This window comes from Pedobacter humicola, assembly GCF_056490705.1.
The window spans coordinates 14,786-30,411 of the sequence record NZ_JBWJIG010000001.1 but is presented as its reverse complement, the minus strand read 5'-3'; the positions used below and the strand labels follow the sequence as shown (position 1 = coordinate 30,411).

The 15,626-nt window shown below is 42.1% G+C and carries 13 protein-coding genes; 7 read left to right on the top strand and 6 right to left on the bottom strand.

Annotation, left to right across the window (positions count from 1 at the left end; genetic code table 11):
• Positions 1–41: 41 nt before the first annotated feature.
• Complete coding sequence (locus AC04Q1_RS00125) at positions 42–875, bottom strand: LCP family protein (protein WP_478360647.1); 834 nt, start codon at positions 873–875, stop codon at positions 42–44.
• Positions 876–1,164: 289 nt separating this feature from the next.
• Between AC04Q1_RS00125 and AC04Q1_RS00120 the strand changes: the two genes are divergently transcribed.
• The 4 genes from AC04Q1_RS00120 to AC04Q1_RS00105 all read left to right on the top strand — a co-directional run bounded on the left by AC04Q1_RS00120 (position 1,165) and on the right by AC04Q1_RS00105 (position 5,797).
• On the top strand, positions 1,165–2,112 hold the full coding sequence (locus AC04Q1_RS00120) for a glycosyltransferase family 2 protein (RefSeq protein WP_478360645.1): 948 nt from the start codon (positions 1,165–1,167) through the stop codon (positions 2,110–2,112).
• Positions 2,113–2,230: 118 nt separating this feature from the next.
• A complete protein-coding gene (locus AC04Q1_RS00115; RefSeq protein WP_478360643.1) occupies positions 2,231–3,403 on the top strand; it encodes a glycosyltransferase family 2 protein in 1,173 nt (390 codons plus the stop codon).
• Positions 3,404–3,533: 130 nt separating this feature from the next.
• Positions 3,534–4,889 carry a UDP-glucose dehydrogenase family protein gene (locus AC04Q1_RS00110; RefSeq protein WP_478360641.1) on the top strand — a complete coding sequence of 452 codons (1,356 nt, stop codon included), beginning with the start codon at positions 3,534–3,536 and terminating at the stop codon, positions 4,887–4,889.
• A 17-nt stretch (positions 4,890–4,906) separates the two neighbouring features.
• Complete coding sequence (locus AC04Q1_RS00105) at positions 4,907–5,797, top strand: glycosyltransferase family 8 protein (RefSeq protein WP_478360640.1); 891 nt, start codon at positions 4,907–4,909, stop codon at positions 5,795–5,797.
• Here the strand turns inward: AC04Q1_RS00105 and AC04Q1_RS00100 are convergent, their stop codons facing one another.
• Positions 5,798–6,307 (bottom strand): serine acetyltransferase, encoded by a 510-nt coding sequence (locus AC04Q1_RS00100; RefSeq protein WP_478360638.1) that lies wholly within the window; start codon positions 6,305–6,307, stop codon positions 5,798–5,800.
• A 262-nt stretch (positions 6,308–6,569) separates the two neighbouring features.
• Between AC04Q1_RS00100 and AC04Q1_RS00095 the strand changes: the two genes are divergently transcribed.
• Genes AC04Q1_RS00095 through AC04Q1_RS00085 form a run of 3 tightly spaced genes read left to right on the top strand, consistent with a single transcriptional unit; the run spans position 6,570 to position 9,615 of the window.
• Positions 6,570–7,922 carry a lipopolysaccharide biosynthesis protein gene (locus AC04Q1_RS00095; protein WP_478360636.1) on the top strand — a complete coding sequence of 451 codons (1,353 nt, stop codon included), beginning with the start codon at positions 6,570–6,572 and terminating at the stop codon, positions 7,920–7,922.
• A gap of 41 nt (positions 7,923–7,963) precedes the next feature.
• Positions 7,964–8,818, top strand: coding sequence for a glycosyltransferase family 2 protein (locus tag AC04Q1_RS00090; protein WP_478360634.1), 855 nt, complete (start codon positions 7,964–7,966; stop codon positions 8,816–8,818).
• A 17-nt stretch (positions 8,819–8,835) separates the two neighbouring features.
• Positions 8,836–9,615, top strand: a complete 780-nt coding sequence (locus AC04Q1_RS00085; RefSeq protein WP_478360632.1) for a glycosyltransferase — start codon at positions 8,836–8,838, stop codon at positions 9,613–9,615.
• A 92-nt stretch (positions 9,616–9,707) separates the two neighbouring features.
• Here the strand turns inward: AC04Q1_RS00085 and AC04Q1_RS00080 are convergent, their stop codons facing one another.
• The 4 genes from AC04Q1_RS00080 to AC04Q1_RS00065 all read right to left on the bottom strand — a co-directional run bounded on the left by AC04Q1_RS00080 (position 9,708) and on the right by AC04Q1_RS00065 (position 15,622).
• Positions 9,708–10,916 (bottom strand): glycosyltransferase, encoded by a 1,209-nt coding sequence (locus tag AC04Q1_RS00080; RefSeq protein ID WP_478360630.1) that lies wholly within the window; start codon positions 10,914–10,916, stop codon positions 9,708–9,710.
• A 17-nt stretch (positions 10,917–10,933) separates the two neighbouring features.
• The gene (locus tag AC04Q1_RS00075) at positions 10,934–12,088 is read right to left on the bottom strand and encodes a glycosyltransferase (RefSeq protein ID WP_478360628.1); all 1,155 of its coding nucleotides are present in this window, start codon (positions 12,086–12,088) and stop codon (positions 10,934–10,936) included.
• A 105-nt stretch (positions 12,089–12,193) separates the two neighbouring features.
• A complete protein-coding gene (locus AC04Q1_RS00070; protein ID WP_478360626.1) occupies positions 12,194–13,450 on the bottom strand; it encodes an O-antigen ligase family protein in 1,257 nt (418 codons plus the stop codon).
• A 33-nt stretch (positions 13,451–13,483) separates the two neighbouring features.
• Entirely contained in the window at positions 13,484–15,622 is a 2,139-nt protein-coding gene (locus AC04Q1_RS00065) for an exopolysaccharide transport family protein (protein ID WP_478360624.1), read from the bottom strand.
• Positions 15,623–15,626: the final 4 nt, after the last annotated feature.

The window sequence follows — 15,626 nt, the reverse complement described above, 5'->3', positions numbered from 1 at the left end:
ATATTCATTTAATGCCACATCATATCGCGCAATACGATCCATTATTTTATCATATTATTTAAATAATAAGAGGCCTTCCTGAAATTGTTGATCTTGAGCACAAGGCCAACGCCATCTATCCGCTCATTGGTGTACAAATCCGCCTTCGGAAATACCTGCGATCGGGGCAAACGCTGTTTATTTAAAAATGAGCTGAAGGTTTTAATGTAGTCCTTCAGATTAATGTCGGTATCAATCATCGACCATAAATCAGATAGGTTCTTTAAGGCGACTGATTTATTTTTCACTGCGTAGCTAATCACTGCCTTGGTTACATTTTTTTGTCTTTCAACCCTGGCATGATCATCATAACAGGTTCCGGCCACCCGCACACGGGCATAGGCCAGCGCCTGGTCGCCCGTCATTTTAATTGTCCCTGTACGGGTTAGCGGCAAAAGCGGTACTCCTTTTAAATAAGCCTGTTCCCCGATATAATTGTTCACATAATGGTGGATGCCTTTATCAATGGTTAAAGTTATGCCGCCAAAGGAGTCGATCACTCTAGCCGTATTGTTAAAATCTGTAACGATGGAAGACACCAGCTTGGTTTTAAAATTTGCATTGATCGTAGAGATCAATAATTTTCGTCCGCCCAAGCGATATGCTGCATTGATCTTCTGATTGCCATAACCCTTAATGTATACATAGGTATCGCGCAAAATGGAAGTGAGCTTTACCTCTTTGTTTTTTACAGTGATCACCATGATCAGATCTGCATTTCCTCTTTTATTTTCCTCCCTGGAATCCGAACCAATCAGCAGTATCTGCTGTGCATAAAGCGAATTTGTACATACAATCAGCATCAATATCAGTAAGCATTTTGATTTGATTTTCATTGCGGTAGTGTATAACATATAGCGATATATTTAATACTTAAGTGGTTAGTAATTAAATGACAAAACTAACACGAGGCTTTCAGCTCCCATATAGCCTTTTATCGCTATTTATAAGTGAGTTTTGTTATCCACCTCATCAAGGCAAGCTATTAACTTTTATTTACGGACAATCACGATATCATGACTTGAATCTTAGTCTATTTTTGACCAATCTTATTGCTGTCCTGCTAAAGCAAACTACCCAAAAAGGCTATAGACTGATGCATAAGCTTTAGCTAAGTTTGCCGCAATGGCATTAACATCAATCGTTACCGTAAACTATAATCAGCCCGGCGTTACCCTGGATCTGTTAAATTCCATCAAACAAAATTGTGTTGCTGACGAAATCGAAGTGATCCTGATTGACAATGCCAGTGAGATCGATCATGAAACCCGGTTCAGGGCCTGTTATCCTGAAATAAAATATATCCGTTCGGAGGTAAATCTGGGCTTCGCGGGAGGCAACAATCTGGGTATACAGCAAGCTACCGGAGATTATATTTTGATGATCAACAACGATACGGAACTCATCTCTGGATTTATCGCACAGCTTATCACTGAAATGCTTGCCCGCCCCGAAATCGGTATCCTCTCCCCTTTGATACTGTATCATGATGATCCGGATATTATTCAATACGCCGGCTATACGCCAATCAATTTGATTACGGCAAGAAATAAAACCATTGGCCTGGGTGATCTAAATAAAGATCAATATGCCAATACCAGTTGTGAAACAGCCTTTTGCCATGGCGCTGCAATGATGTGCAGAAAAACAGATATCGACCGTATAGGTTTGATGCCAGCACAATATTTCCTGTATTATGAAGAGTTAGACTGGTGCGAAATGTTTAAACGTGCGGGTAAAAAAATCTGGTTTACGGGAAAAACACATATCCTTCATAAGGAATCGATGAGTGTAGGTAAGGAAAGTGCGGTTAAAACATACTTCAATACCCGCAACCGGATGTTATTTATGCGGCGCAACACCAGGTTGATCAATGTCATGCTCTTTAGTGCTTATTATCTTCTGGTCGCTATTCCAAAACAATTGATTGGCTATATATGGAAAGGAAGATCTGATCTGATTCCTTTTGTAATGAAGGCGCTGTTATGGAACTTATCCCATTCAAAAAACCATTTGGGAGACCATATCTCCAAGAATTCCATACCATCGTCCTTTATAAAAAGCATACCATAGAATGGTATTAAAGGACTATTGGTGAACAGTTATACTAAGCCTACCTTCGTGCCAATCGGCAACAAGGTAATTTTAGTCTATCAAATGATGCTGCCGGTTTAATCCATATCTGCTAAAAATGATTATTTTCCTCTGGACCTGTCTTTTTATCGTAACCTATACTTTTGTTGGTTACGGAATGCTGCTTTATATCCTCATCAAAATTAAACGGTCATTTTCCAAAGCTAGAAACTTCCAGGCCGATGCGTCTTTACCTACGGTTACTTTATTGGTAGCCGCCTGGAATGAGGAAGCCACAATCATAGATAAAATCAAAAACACGCTTCATTTAAATTATCCGAAAGAACTGTTACAGATCATTTTCATCACGGATGGATCTACAGACCAAACTCCCGACCTCATTTATCCTTATGAAGAGATTATGCTGATGCATAATGCCGGTCGCCATGGCAAGATGGCAGCGATTAAAAGAGCAATGCCAAATGTGAAAGGTGAAATCATTGTCTTTTCTGATGCGAATACTTTTTTGAACCGCGAGGCACTCCGTGAGCTGGTGAAACATTACCAGAATAAAAAAGTTGGCGCCGTTGCAGGCGAGAAGCGGATTATGGTGAACCAGTGTGCTGATGCCAGTTCTGCGGGAGAAGGTTTTTACTGGAAATATGAGTCGAGACTTAAAAAATGGGATTATGAGTTATATTCAAACGTTGGTGCTGCTGGCGAACTCTTCAGCATCCGCGCTTCTTTATACGAACCTATTGAGTCGGACACGATTATTGACGACCACATGATTGCGATGCGGATTGCCGAAAAAGGCTACCTGATTGCCTACGAACCTGCAGCTTATGCCAGCGAAACCGCCTCAGAAAATACCACTGAAGAGCTTAAGCGAAAGATCCGGATTGCTGCAGGAGGAATCCAGTCGATTCTTAGGCTTAAAGTTGCCGCGAACCCATTTCGCTATCCGGTTTTAACCTTTCAGTATCTTTCGCACAGGGTATTAAGATGGACGGTCACCCCTTTCCTCCTTGTCCTGGCCTTATTGGCAAATATTTGGATTGTATCCCGCCATGGAGATCAGTTTTATACGCTCCTATTGATTGCACAGTGCGTTTTTTATACTTTAGCCTTATTCGGGCTCTTGATGGAAAGGAAAAATATCAGGATCAAACCCCTTTTTATCCCCTATTATTTTTGCATGATGAACTATGCCGTAGCCGCAGGGATTGTTAGATACATTAACCAAAATCAGAGTGCAGCCTGGGAACGCTCCAAACGGAAAAGCGCCTGACCCGATTGATGAGAACAAAATCTTTTGGTATTAAAGGGCTATTTCTTAAAGCTGCTTTCAATCCTAATTTCGTAAGCAATGGAAACAAGCCATTCCAGTTTAAAATTAAACGCTATTAACCATAAAAAACATGAAAATTGCAGTTATCGGCACAGGTTACGTCGGATTAGTGACAGGAACCTGCCTGGCAGAAACAGGAAACGATGTGATCTGTGTAGACATCAATGCCCAAAAGATAGAAAAGATGCAGCAGGGTGAACTGCCCATTTATGAACCCGGGCTCGAACTGCTTTTTCACCGCAATATCCTCCAAAAAAGGATACAGTTTACCACAGATCTGTTATCTGCGGTACAACATGCCGAAATTATATTTATGGCCCTGCCTACCCCTCCAGGAGCAGATGGTGCTGCCGATCTCTCCTACATCCTCGGCGCTGCGAAAGATATCGCGCTGCTGGTTACCGGTTATAAAGTTATCGTAAACAAGTCGACCGTTCCGGTAGGAACGGCGGATAAGGTAAAGGCCGTTTTCAAAAGCATCACCACAGTTGAGGTTGATGTAATTTCCAATCCCGAATTTCTGAGGGAAGGTGTTGCTGTGGAAGACTTCATGAAACCAGATCGTGTGGTAATCGGTACAAGCAGTGAGCGGGCAAAAAAAATGATGTCGGAGCTTTATGCACCTTATGTGCGCCAGGGAAATCCGGTTATTTTTATGGACGAACGCTCAGCAGAACTGACTAAATATGCTGCAAATTCATTTTTGGCTACCAAAATCACCTTTATGAACGAGATTGCAAACCTCTGCGAACTGGTTGGTGCCGATGTAGATGCTATACGTAGGGGTATTGGTACCGATGAGCGGATTGGCAAACGCTTTTTGTTCCCAGGTATTGGTTATGGTGGATCCTGTTTTCCAAAAGACGTGCAGGCGCTGGTAAAATCTGCCGATGAACACGAATACCATTTCGAGATCCTGAAGTCGGTAATTACGGTAAATGAAAAGCAAAAGGTAATCCTGGCGGATAAACTGCTACAGTATTACAAAAATGATATTTCAGGAAAACATTTCGCACTCTGGGGACTTTCTTTCAAACCCGAAACGGACGACATCAGAGAAGCTCCGGCACTTTACCTGATCGAAACCCTGTTAAAAAAAGGCGCCAGCATCAGTGTTTTTGATCCGGAGGGACAAGAAAATGTAAAGGCCATATTCAACGACCGGATTTCGTATGCCGAAGATCAATATGCCGTGCTTGAAAGTGCAGATGCCTTATTGATTGCCACCGAATGGTCGCTATTCAGAAACCCGGATTTTGAAAAAATGGAAAATCTGCTAAAGGAAAAAATAATTTTTGATGGCAGAAATCTTTTTGATCTGGAGAAAATGACCGAACTCGGTTATTACTACAACAGTATAGGAAGAAAGTTGATTTCCCAGGTCCAAACCCAAACTACTCATCAATCTTTAGCTAAAACAATATAAGCCATTAACAATCCATTATGCATCAACCTGAAAGTATAACCCTTGTAACCATTTGCGACAACCAATTTGTAGTATTAATGGCGGCAATGTTAAAGTCTTTAGAAGAAAATCACCATTCTGGTGAAGAAATCAACCTGTATATTGTATCTGATCACATCAGCGAAAAAAACAGGCTTAAGGTTATCTCCAGCCTGTCGACCGCTAAACTGACCTTACATTGGATCCCCATAGAGGAAGCTTTGCCGAAACAGTTTAAACTACCGAGAGATAAATCCTCTTTCCCCGCCAACGTTTATATGCGCCTGTGTATCCCATATTTTATTCCACAGGAAGCCACAAAAGCTATTTACCTGGATGTAGACATGATTGTGCTTGACGACATCTCCAAACTTTGGCATACCGATATAGGAGATTATGATCTGGGTGCAGTACCGGATCTTTCGGGCGTGGTGAGCTCTCCATGGGGAGGAATCAATAATTATAAAGAACTTGGGCTCAATCCAAATAGTAAATACCTGAATGCAGGCATGATGTTGCTTAAACCGCAGCGCTGGCGCGAGCGGAACATTACGGCCAGGGCTTTTGCCTGTGCAGCGGAAAACGCTGAACATCTTAATTTTGCGGAGCAGTACACATTGAATGTTATTTTTAATGAAGACTGGTTTGAGCTTGATCCCTTATGGAACTGGTTTGCAAAGAACCATACGGCTAGCCCATACCTGATCCACTTTACCGGCATGAAACCAATTTACAAGGGTTACTCAGGTCAGGAAGAGTTCAAGATGAAGTTTTTTCATTACCTGAACCAAACGAAATGGGCAAACTACAGCCTGAAAAGTGATGCAGTGAGTAATCTAAAAAAGATCTATAACAAAATAGAGAAAAAGCTGGTTCTGGCTTTCAGATAATTAACTACTGCGGAGGATCCTTGCCGGGTTCCCCGCAGCTACGGCACCTGCCGGAATGGATTTTACCACCACCGAACCTGCGCCTATGGTTACCCCATCTCCGATATTGATATCTCCAATAATAACGGTATTACAGCCGATGTCTACTGAATCACCAATTACAGGTGCTTTAACGATACCAGATGCGCTGAAATCCTGCTTAACCCCGATTGTGGTACACTGACGTACCGAACAGTTGGCACCGATAACGGTATCGGGATGGATTACCACCCCACTGCCATGCCAAAGCTGGAAGCCGCCACCTACTGAAGTTTTCCAGTTAAGTTCTACGCACATAAACCATTCGATAAAAACCCTGTAAAACAACAGGTACCAGCAAAAGAGAATCTTGGTCACCTTACGTTTAACAATGAGCTGTGCAATCCTAAAAAGAACTACGATATATTTGCCCTTTGTAGGATTGGCCAGATTGGCTTTCCAGTCTTGAAGGATATACTTTCTTATCCCCATATTAAAAGATCCAAAACCTGAAGGCCGGGATTGATATTTTTACTTGTGTGTCCATATTAAATACTACCCGGCGAACCGCGGCAATGCCTCAATAATTTTTATCAGAAACATATCCAAAATTAACACCTTAAACCGATGCTTCCATTAGTATTTAAGGGCTATTTACATAGCCCTTTGGGATGAGTAGTTTTGATCAATGTTAAGATATAGCACCGATATACTGTGGGCTGCTCAATATGCAAGATAAATACTATTTCATTGAATGAAATTAATTTCTAAGTTAAAAAATATACACTTCTTATCCTTAATGGGTACCGGGGGAATGTCACTGCTTACTTTCCTATTTACAGCCATTTTGTACCGGTCGTTAAGCATTAAGGAAATTGGCATCTGGTTTTTCTTTCAGGCGTTGCTTTCCTTTTTGGATACGTTCAGACAGGGGTTTCTGACCACGGCATTTGTAAAGTTCTATGCAGGTGCTACCCCACAAAAAGGCCAGGAGGTAATTGGTTCTACCTGGTATATCGCAGCACTTATTACACTGGTATTGGTAGCAATCAATATCCCATTACTTTTTTTCAGCCATTTCAGTACCGATGAGAGCCTGGCCTTTTTCATTAAATACTACGCCATAAATCTGCTCTGTTCCCTACCGATGGTTGTAGCCATGTGCATTGCGCAAGGTGGACTGAGGTTTGATACACTTTTATACATCAGGATGTCGCAGGTGCTTTTGTTGATCACATTTTTAGTTATCCTCAACATCTTACACCTAAACTCCCTGCAGAACCTCATGATGGCCAATATTGCCGCTACCCTGCTCACCAGTTTGTTAACACTTTTTATGGGCTGGTCGGGCATTGCTTATTTTTTCAAAAAACAAAAGGACTGCATCAAAGAGATTTTTGATTTCGGAAAATATACTGTGGGAACATCCATCAGCAGCAGTCTTTTTGGCGTGACCGATACTTTTGTCATCAACTTCATGCTCGGCCCCTCTTCACTTGCCATTTATAACCTCGGTAAACGCCTGATGGAAGTGGTCGAAATACCATTAAGGAGTTTTGTGGCAACAGCGATGCCTTCACTATCAAAAGCCTATAACAATGGCAACAGAAAAGAGGTAATCGAAATTATGAAAAAGTATATCGGAACCATCACCATCTGTTTGTTCCCGGTGCTTGTAGTGGCCTATATCGCCGCAGGCCTGGCCATGAGCATTATTGGTGGTGGCCAGTACAACAATACTCCAGCGGGTGATACAGCGATAAATATCTTCAGGATTTTTACCACATTCGCCCTACTCTACCCTGCAGACCGGTTTATGAGCGTTGCACTTGATGCGATCCATAAGCCCCATATCAATTTCATGAAAGTGATGGTAATGCTGGTGGTGAACCTGTCGGCCGATTTCCTTGGTGTATATCTTCTTGGAAATGTTTATGGCATCGTAATCGGAACTTTCTTCCCAACCATTACGGCAATAGGAATATCCTACTACTATATCAATAAAGACTTTAAAAAGTTTTCCCTGATCAACAGTTACCTCAGCGGTTACCGCGAAATCGCCAGGTTTATAACTGTTGGACTTAAGCAGGCAAGAAATTTACGTTGATTACGATTTTAGCTCAAATAAATAAGAAAGCAAGGCATACGATGAACAATATTTTCCATACACCAAACTGGATCAATAAATACGATTTTTCCTTCACGAAAACAGCTGAGGTACCCGATGCTCTTTTTAAGGAAATCAATCAAAAACTTGATAGATTGCAGACGGGAGCCCCACTGGTGAGCATTGTAATTGCTGCCTGGAACGAAGAGCTTAATATTATCCGTAACCTGGCCAGCTTAGCCGATCTGGCCACCAAGATACCCATCGAAATAATCGTGGTGAACAATAACTCTTCCGACGCCACACAGGAAACGCTGGATAAACTGCACATTAAAAGTTATTTCCAGAAGATTCAGGGCTGTGGACCAGCCCGGCAGTTGGGTATGGAAAATGCAAGCGGAAAATACATTTTACTCGCGGATGCAGACTGTATCTACCCAGCGTGCTGGCTTGATGATATGCTAGCTGTTTTGAGCAGCCCGGGTACTGTTTGTGTGTATGGCCGCTACTCTTTTATCCCCGAGCCGGGCTTCCCAAGATGGAAACTGGCCATGCTTGAAAAAATGAAGGATGGGATTGCCGCTTTAAGACATGTAAAACGCCCTTACCTTAATGCCTTTGGCATTAGCATGGGGTATATCCGCGAATATGGAATGAAAGTTGGCTATGTGATGGTGAATGTTAGAGGAGAAGACGGGCGGCTCTGTTTCGACCTGATGCAGTTCGGAAAGGTACGCCAGCTTAAACTGAACCGTTCACGTGCCTGGACAGCACCACGTACCTTGCAGCGCGATGGAAGTTTCGGACAGGCACTCTTATCAAGGATTTCCATCGAATCAAAAAAATTACTTTCATTGCTTACTCCACACAAGCCGCACGACACAAAAAAAATTTAAAGATTTATTTCATCAATATGTACACTTTTTTCCAGGTTTCACTGCTCATTACCCATTACAATAGAAGCGTTTCACTCGGCAATCTGCTCCGAAGGCTAAAAGAATTAAAATGTAGCTTTGGCGAAATTGTTGTGTCAGACGACGGAAGCAAGGATGAACATTTGGCTAATCTCCAGTTACTCCAAAAATCTTTTGGCTTCAAACTCATCACCACGCCGGTGAACAGAGGCCTGGGCCATAACATCAACAAAGGCCAGGATGCAGTTACCAAACCTTATACCCTGTATATCCAGGAGGATTTTGAACCCTCCAATGAATTTCCCCATCAGTTTTTACAGGGTTTGAACCATATGAAAGAAAAAGAAGAACTGGACATCATCCGGTTCTACGCCTATTCTCCATACGCATATCTAAAGCCCTATGATGCGCATTTTTCGCAGATGTACCACCCTACTTTTGGAACAGATTACACTAAAATCTATCTTTATTCGGACCATCCACACCTGAGAAGATCAACTTTCTTTCAAAAGTTTGGCAGGTATCCCGAAGGTTTGAAAGGCGATCTGACAGAATACAGAATGTGTATCTCTTTCTTACAGAACAAGGCTCAGGGCTTGTTTTACAACGATTTCAGCAGGCTTCTTATTCAGAAAAACTCAGAACAGGAACCTAGTACCATGACTAGAGTGAGCTGGCGGGAAAGCAAAGGAGTATTCATTAAACTGATCAGGGATACCTACAGACAGGTGAAGTATAATTTCGATATTATTGCTCAGCCACCATTGCGAAAGCTTTAGTCTAAATATTTTACGCAAAAAATTTCATAAAACGGAGAGTACTGCCCATACTCTCTTCAAAACCTCATGGCTAAAAACCTGGCTATGTTGATTCAAAAAGCTGATCGTTTTTCTTCCATAACTAAGGCCAGGGCATTATAGATCTCCTGAACAGATTTTTGCCAACTGTGGGATCGTGCAAAATCAGCTCTTTGACCTGCTTTTTCCGGAGTATCACTACCGAGCAGGATTTCGATACCTTCAATATACCCTTCCACATCTTCTGCCAGATAAACATGTTCCTTAAATGCATCCATTGAAGGGGTAGCCGTAGCGATAGTGGGTTTGCCCATCACCAGGTATTCATCAATCTTCCTGGGATAATTTCCAATGGTAAGTGCATTTACCAACTGAGGATTGAAGCATACATCAAAACCATTAATATGCATGGGAAGCTCTTCAGTAGGCCTGGCCCCTATAAAATGGACATTTGTTAGCTGATGGAGCGCACTGGCCATAAAATCCGCATCTTCCGGCCCTACTAATACGATATTCCAATCAGGCCGTTGATTGGCTATCCCTGCAATAAGGTCAATATCCAGTCTTGCTGAGGTAAGTACGCCTACATAACCGATTACGGGGCCTGAAAAACTGTGTGGCAGTGCTGGTGACGGGTTCTGTAGAAAATGGTCGAAAAGGTTAAAATCACATCCCTGCCCTACATAGGCTGAGTTGGGGTTATATTTTCGGCAGTATGCCGCCAGATATTCGGAATTTGCGACACAGAGATCATTTTTCGCGATCAAAAGAGGCTCCAAGGCCAGGCCATGTTTTCTATAATACGAAGTGGCAATCATGTTATCCCGCGAATAATAAATGGAGGCCGTTGGCTGCAATAATTCGATGAGATAAAAACTTCTGAACATATCACCGTCATTGAACAGTATCGCATCATTAAAACCTAAACTTTCGATCACAGACCGTACAGAACGGTAAAACCGATTATTGTTCAACCGGTTAATTGCATTAAAGATTAATCCCCCGGGCAACCAGTTTACCGATTCGATCAGACAATCTGGATAAAGGGTGAAGAGCCCGGGGTTGATTTCTTCCAACCCACTCTGCCTGCCCTGAATGACCGACAGGCGTTTCTGAACTTTTTTGTCGCCAGCGTGCCGCATCCTGCTGATCCGGTCGAGTGGTGGGTTGATATACAGCACCCGGTTCTGTTTGGAAAATTCGAGCGCGATATTTTTGCAGTTGCTACCGATCTCTGTATCCCAGGGCTGTTGCCCCACAATGATGATGTTCTGGTTTTTCAAGTCCGTTTCTGGTTAGGTTATTTGATGATGTGCCGGGTTGCTACCGAACGTTTATTAGCATGCCTGACGCGCATGAGCGAACGGAGCTGTACAAATATAAAAGACGGGATACCCACCAGGGCCAAATAAATATTTCTATTGGCCCTGCCGTGTCTTAGCGCTACAAAAAAGCTCATACCAAAGGCCAAAAGACCGCCAATCCACAACCATAAGCCTATGCCGCCAAGAAAGAGGTTGATTATAAAACAGAGTATAGAAAGCAGGATAAACAGGAAAAGTGGCGGACGCAAGAGGATTGTACCAAACAGGAACTGATTCCAGCTGAGATTGGCAATCCCGCGGCCGATAATGGAAAAGCCAAGACTAAAATATTTAAACCAGGTATTGATCCAGCGCGACCGCTGATTTTCCAGTTGTGTGCGGTTCGCTGTTTTTTCATCATAAACTATCGCTGCAGGCGCATAAGCGATGCGAAGATTTTTAGATACTATTTTTGCCTGTAAAACTTTATCAAAACCTGCTCCCTGAAGATCATGATTGATAAAAGATTCGACATAAAGAGATGTTTTAAAAGCCATACCCGAACCGGCAAGTGTGGCTGAAGAGCCTAAGGCAAACATCACTTTACCATCAAAGAAATGATAATAGAGATCCCTTGCAGCATCAAGCGATGCAATGGTGGTTCCCAACTGCTTAGATCTTCGCAGACCCTGAACCGCCTCGAAGCCCTGGTCAAAAAACACATTAAGTTCCTTTAAGTAACGGCGGTCTATCAGGTTATCACTATCAATAATGGTTAACAGTTCATGCTCGCGTTTAAAATGAGCAATGGCATAAAGATGCGAACGGGTATTACTGGCCAGCACCTTTTCGGGACGGAGCAAAATTACACGTTCATCTCTAAAATGAAGATCGGAGACATCACAATTATCACAGACCAGGTAAATCAGGTAATTGGAATATTCCATTTTTAACAGGGAACTCACCACAGCCGGTAAAAGATCAGTTTGTTCGTAGGCTGTTACAATTACAGCATAGTCATATTCCACTTTATTTAATTTTACCAAAGTACGTTTCTTTACCGATAGATATCCTGCATACAGCAATATTGGAAGAACCAGATTGTAACCGATCAAAAGCTGAAACATCAGCCATAAAACATCTAAAATCATAGTCTTATTTACAGTTTTTTTGATGAATAAATACTTTTGGCTTTTGAAAAGCCCACTAAAAGGCAAATAATTCCGGGAATGATAAAATATTCGAAAGGCATATATTTAAGTTAAAATTTCTTTACCCGGGATTAATAATGGCGATCTGTAGATAAATACCCAGGAAAGATACACTACAATTGAGCTGGGAATCAGGTTCATGACCTCATTACCATAGCTACAGAATAAAATGCCTGCGCATCCCGCGGTAAGGGCTATCATTTTTGTTTTTAACACCTTGTCCTCTATTCGCCAAACAATACCGCAACAACTTCCTAAAATGTACATCATTATACTAAACCAGATAGTAAGCCCTACAACACCGTACATCATCCAGATTTTAACAAAATAACTATCGGGCTCAACCCTCGAAAGATACTTATCCTCATTATAGAGTTTTCCATAATATCCCGTAACCCCGGGTCCGTTACCAAATGGATAATCCTGCATATATAGGGCAAGATTTCGCTGATTGGAAAGCCTGAGGTTTAGTGAGGGGTCTTCCGGGTTCATCGCCGTACGTAACCGATAAATCTGATAATTACTGTCTCCAATTGTTGTAAATTTTAATATGCCAAGCAGTGCAACTACCAAAAAGCCTCCACACAGAAGCGCCTTATAGTTTTTACCCAATGCAATAGCCACAAAACCACCAACAACAATTGCGAACAATGCACCACGCGTACCGGAGATGAGCATACCATATATATTGATTGCACCGCATAAAAAAAGTACAATCCGCTTCCAGGTTTTGATTGGCGCCAGGGAAAGAATGATGGCCATAAGCCCAATATGGGCCTGAGATGCACCAAACTGTCCTGCATCACTGTAAAAAGAAAACACACGCAGATGCCCCCATAAAAGATGGGTGCTGGCATTCTCCACTAAAAATTTACGTTCATTATCGCTTGGACCGAGGTAAAGCTGTTTAATCCCGTTTAATGAAGCCAGTGTTGAGCATGCCAGTACCAGGATAAGAAATAGATCCAGGTCTCTACGGGTTCTGAAAATCACCAGCCCCAGAAGCACGGCTACAAAAGGATATATGGCGGTACTACGGATTTCATTGATCCAGCCCAAGCTGCTCGAACCTGGGTTAAAACCCTCTAACAAACTAACCAATAACCACAGCAACAGCGCATAAAATAAACTGACATTAAGCCCATCCCACTCTTTTTTTGGCGTAGTGGCAATCGCCGTAATCAGGATTGCGACAAAGGAAATATCAATAATCAGACCGTAAGGCAGTCCACCAATTTCCCGGGAGAACAAAAACAACAAAAAGCAGTACGCTACAAGAAAATAATATAAGTACCGCTTCATTAGTGTCGTAAACCGTTTTTGTTAAAGGGCTTGTTATTTAACATCATTTACCTTGTTGAATACCCAGCCCATAAAACCTGGTTGCTCTCTGATATACCGGATCAGCGGACGGTCCGCCTCATTAACTTTACCACCATACTCAAATAGGGCAATATTTTGTTCTGTAAACAATAACCATTCCTTCGAAATATTCACTTCCCTTAAACTGTTTACATCAATAATTACGTAATCGAATTCCTTTTTAAGCACTTCAAAACCGTCTTTCAGATTGCTTACATTTTGGATTTCGAGCAATGAATTGCGTTCAATACTTTTAGTCATCACCGTGATCAGATCTTCCGTATGGAATTTCTTTTTGATCAGAAAATTCTGGAAGCTCAAATTTGCAACCAGTCCTTTTTCATTAGACAGTGTTTGTAGCTGTTCATCAGCAATCAGAAGTACTTTTTTACCGGTTAAGGCGAAGGCGTAGGCAATGCTATGGCTTAAAAAAGTTTTCCCCGCTCCAGCAGACAAGCTTGTAATGCCCAGGATCTTACTACCATTCTTTTCCATTTGGGAGGCGATCTCAAATCTCAGCGACCTGATCTGTTCCCTAAATACGAGATACTTTCCGTCACCTGATTTATCGCCCCAAATATTTCTGGCGATGCGTTCCGTTCCTTCTATTTCATTCACATTGCCAATCACTACACTTTCGGTAACGGCCTCTAAACTCCGTTGATTACGGATTGATGAATCAGCCACCACCAAAAGAAATACAAAGCCCAGGCAAAGCGCAAGAGTACCTGTACCCGCTCCGGCAATGTATAAGCCTTTTTTGGTAGGCTTTGGATTTCCGGGTAAACCCACTTGTTCAATTTCCAGGTTCAATCCTAATTTCTGATCGGTTTTTGCGGCGTTAAACCGGTCGAGTGCCAACATATAATCTTTAGTCGCCAATTCCGCATCGCGCTGATAATTCTGTATATCTGCATCAAAGGGTACCATGCTACTATAACGTCCCCTTAAAATCTGTAGCTCATGATCGATTGTTCTGATACTGCTCCTGGCCTGTTGTAAGGAAACTTCCAACCCTACTTTTTGCTGAACAAGATCCTGCTTAGATACCCGCGTATCAATCACATTCTCATCCATGTTTGCTGCACTTTTAATATTGATCAGTCTGTTCAGGGAATCAATTTTTTTCTGCATGGCTGGTTTAAACCCACCATCAATAAAAAGGTTATTGGCCACCTGCAATTGTCTTTTAAGTTCGACGATCTCCCGGTTGCTGGCTTTGCTGCTTCCATTAATGTACCGGTCGTTACCCTGGAGTTTGCTTTCGATTGTTGCCACCCCCCCTGCATTCGACTGGATTACCCGCATGGCTTCGGCACGCTGGGCTTCGTATTGTGAAATCTGGTTGTAAACCGTTGCCGATTGTTCATCCAGGTTCAGCACCCCTTTGGTGCGCTTAAAATTCGACAGCAGTTTATTTTTGGCATCCATCGTATTTTTCTTGCTCAAGAGCATTGAATCGAGGATTTTCGCTGAGGAGTTTTGATTCAGGGATACATCGTTGCTATAGCTGCTGATAAATTCAGTAGATAATGTATTCACTGTGAAGGCAGATAATGCCGGGTTCTCAGAAGTAAAGCTGACCAAAAGCAGATCACTGTTTGCCGCATGTGATACTTCCAAACCATCTCTCACCTTTTCTTCCCCATAGCCCATATCCTCTGCGATACTGAATAATTTTATAGCGCCCTTGTCATCATCAAGTGTTAACAGTGCATTATCAGCCAGTTTTCGCTCAAAAAGCGCTGATATTTTTTGCAGCTCAATACTACTTTTTGACGATAAAGATTCAGGAAGGCGTTTAAATGCATTTTTTTGATCTCCAAGATCATGGATAATCAGCTTATAAGTAAGCAAATTGACCATTCTCTTCATGGTGAATTTTTCGACCAGATTGGCGAACTGCTGGTTCACTGCAAAAAAATCGACAGTTTCATTGCTGATCACTTTTTTGGAAGGATCGAGCAAACCAGTCGAAATCTGTGCAACTGATTCGTACTTTTTCGGAAGATTTTTCACCAGTAAAAAAGAGATCACTATGGCCAATACGGGCAATGATATGATCAGCCATTTTAACCTGGAAACACGCAGCAAAAACAATTTCAAATCCATTACC

What these genes read in the sequence shown, in the direction of transcription:
- AC04Q1_RS00125 (WP_478360647.1), bottom strand. Translation starts at nt 875, where the DNA reads ATGAAAATCAAATCAAAATGCTTACTGATATTGATGCTGATTGTATGT.
- AC04Q1_RS00120 (WP_478360645.1), top strand. Translation starts at nt 1,165, where the DNA reads ATGGCATTAACATCAATCGTTACCGTAAACTATAATCAGCCCGGCGTT.
- AC04Q1_RS00115 (WP_478360643.1), top strand. Translation starts at nt 2,231, where the DNA reads ATGATTATTTTCCTCTGGACCTGTCTTTTTATCGTAACCTATACTTTT.
- AC04Q1_RS00110 (WP_478360641.1), top strand. Translation starts at nt 3,534, where the DNA reads ATGAAAATTGCAGTTATCGGCACAGGTTACGTCGGATTAGTGACAGGA.
- AC04Q1_RS00105 (WP_478360640.1), top strand. Translation starts at nt 4,907, where the DNA reads ATGCATCAACCTGAAAGTATAACCCTTGTAACCATTTGCGACAACCAA.
- AC04Q1_RS00100 (WP_478360638.1), bottom strand. Translation starts at nt 6,307, where the DNA reads ATGGGGATAAGAAAGTATATCCTTCAAGACTGGAAAGCCAATCTGGCC.
- AC04Q1_RS00095 (WP_478360636.1), top strand. Translation starts at nt 6,570, where the DNA reads ATGAAATTAATTTCTAAGTTAAAAAATATACACTTCTTATCCTTAATG.
- AC04Q1_RS00090 (WP_478360634.1), top strand. Translation starts at nt 7,964, where the DNA reads ATGAACAATATTTTCCATACACCAAACTGGATCAATAAATACGATTTT.
- AC04Q1_RS00085 (WP_478360632.1), top strand. Translation starts at nt 8,836, where the DNA reads ATGTACACTTTTTTCCAGGTTTCACTGCTCATTACCCATTACAATAGA.
- AC04Q1_RS00075 (WP_478360628.1), bottom strand. Translation starts at nt 12,088, where the DNA reads ATGATTTTAGATGTTTTATGGCTGATGTTTCAGCTTTTGATCGGTTAC.
- AC04Q1_RS00070 (WP_478360626.1), bottom strand. Translation starts at nt 13,450, where the DNA reads ATGAAGCGGTACTTATATTATTTTCTTGTAGCGTACTGCTTTTTGTTG.
- AC04Q1_RS00065 (WP_478360624.1), bottom strand. Translation starts at nt 15,622, where the DNA reads ATGGATTTGAAATTGTTTTTGCTGCGTGTTTCCAGGTTAAAATGGCTG.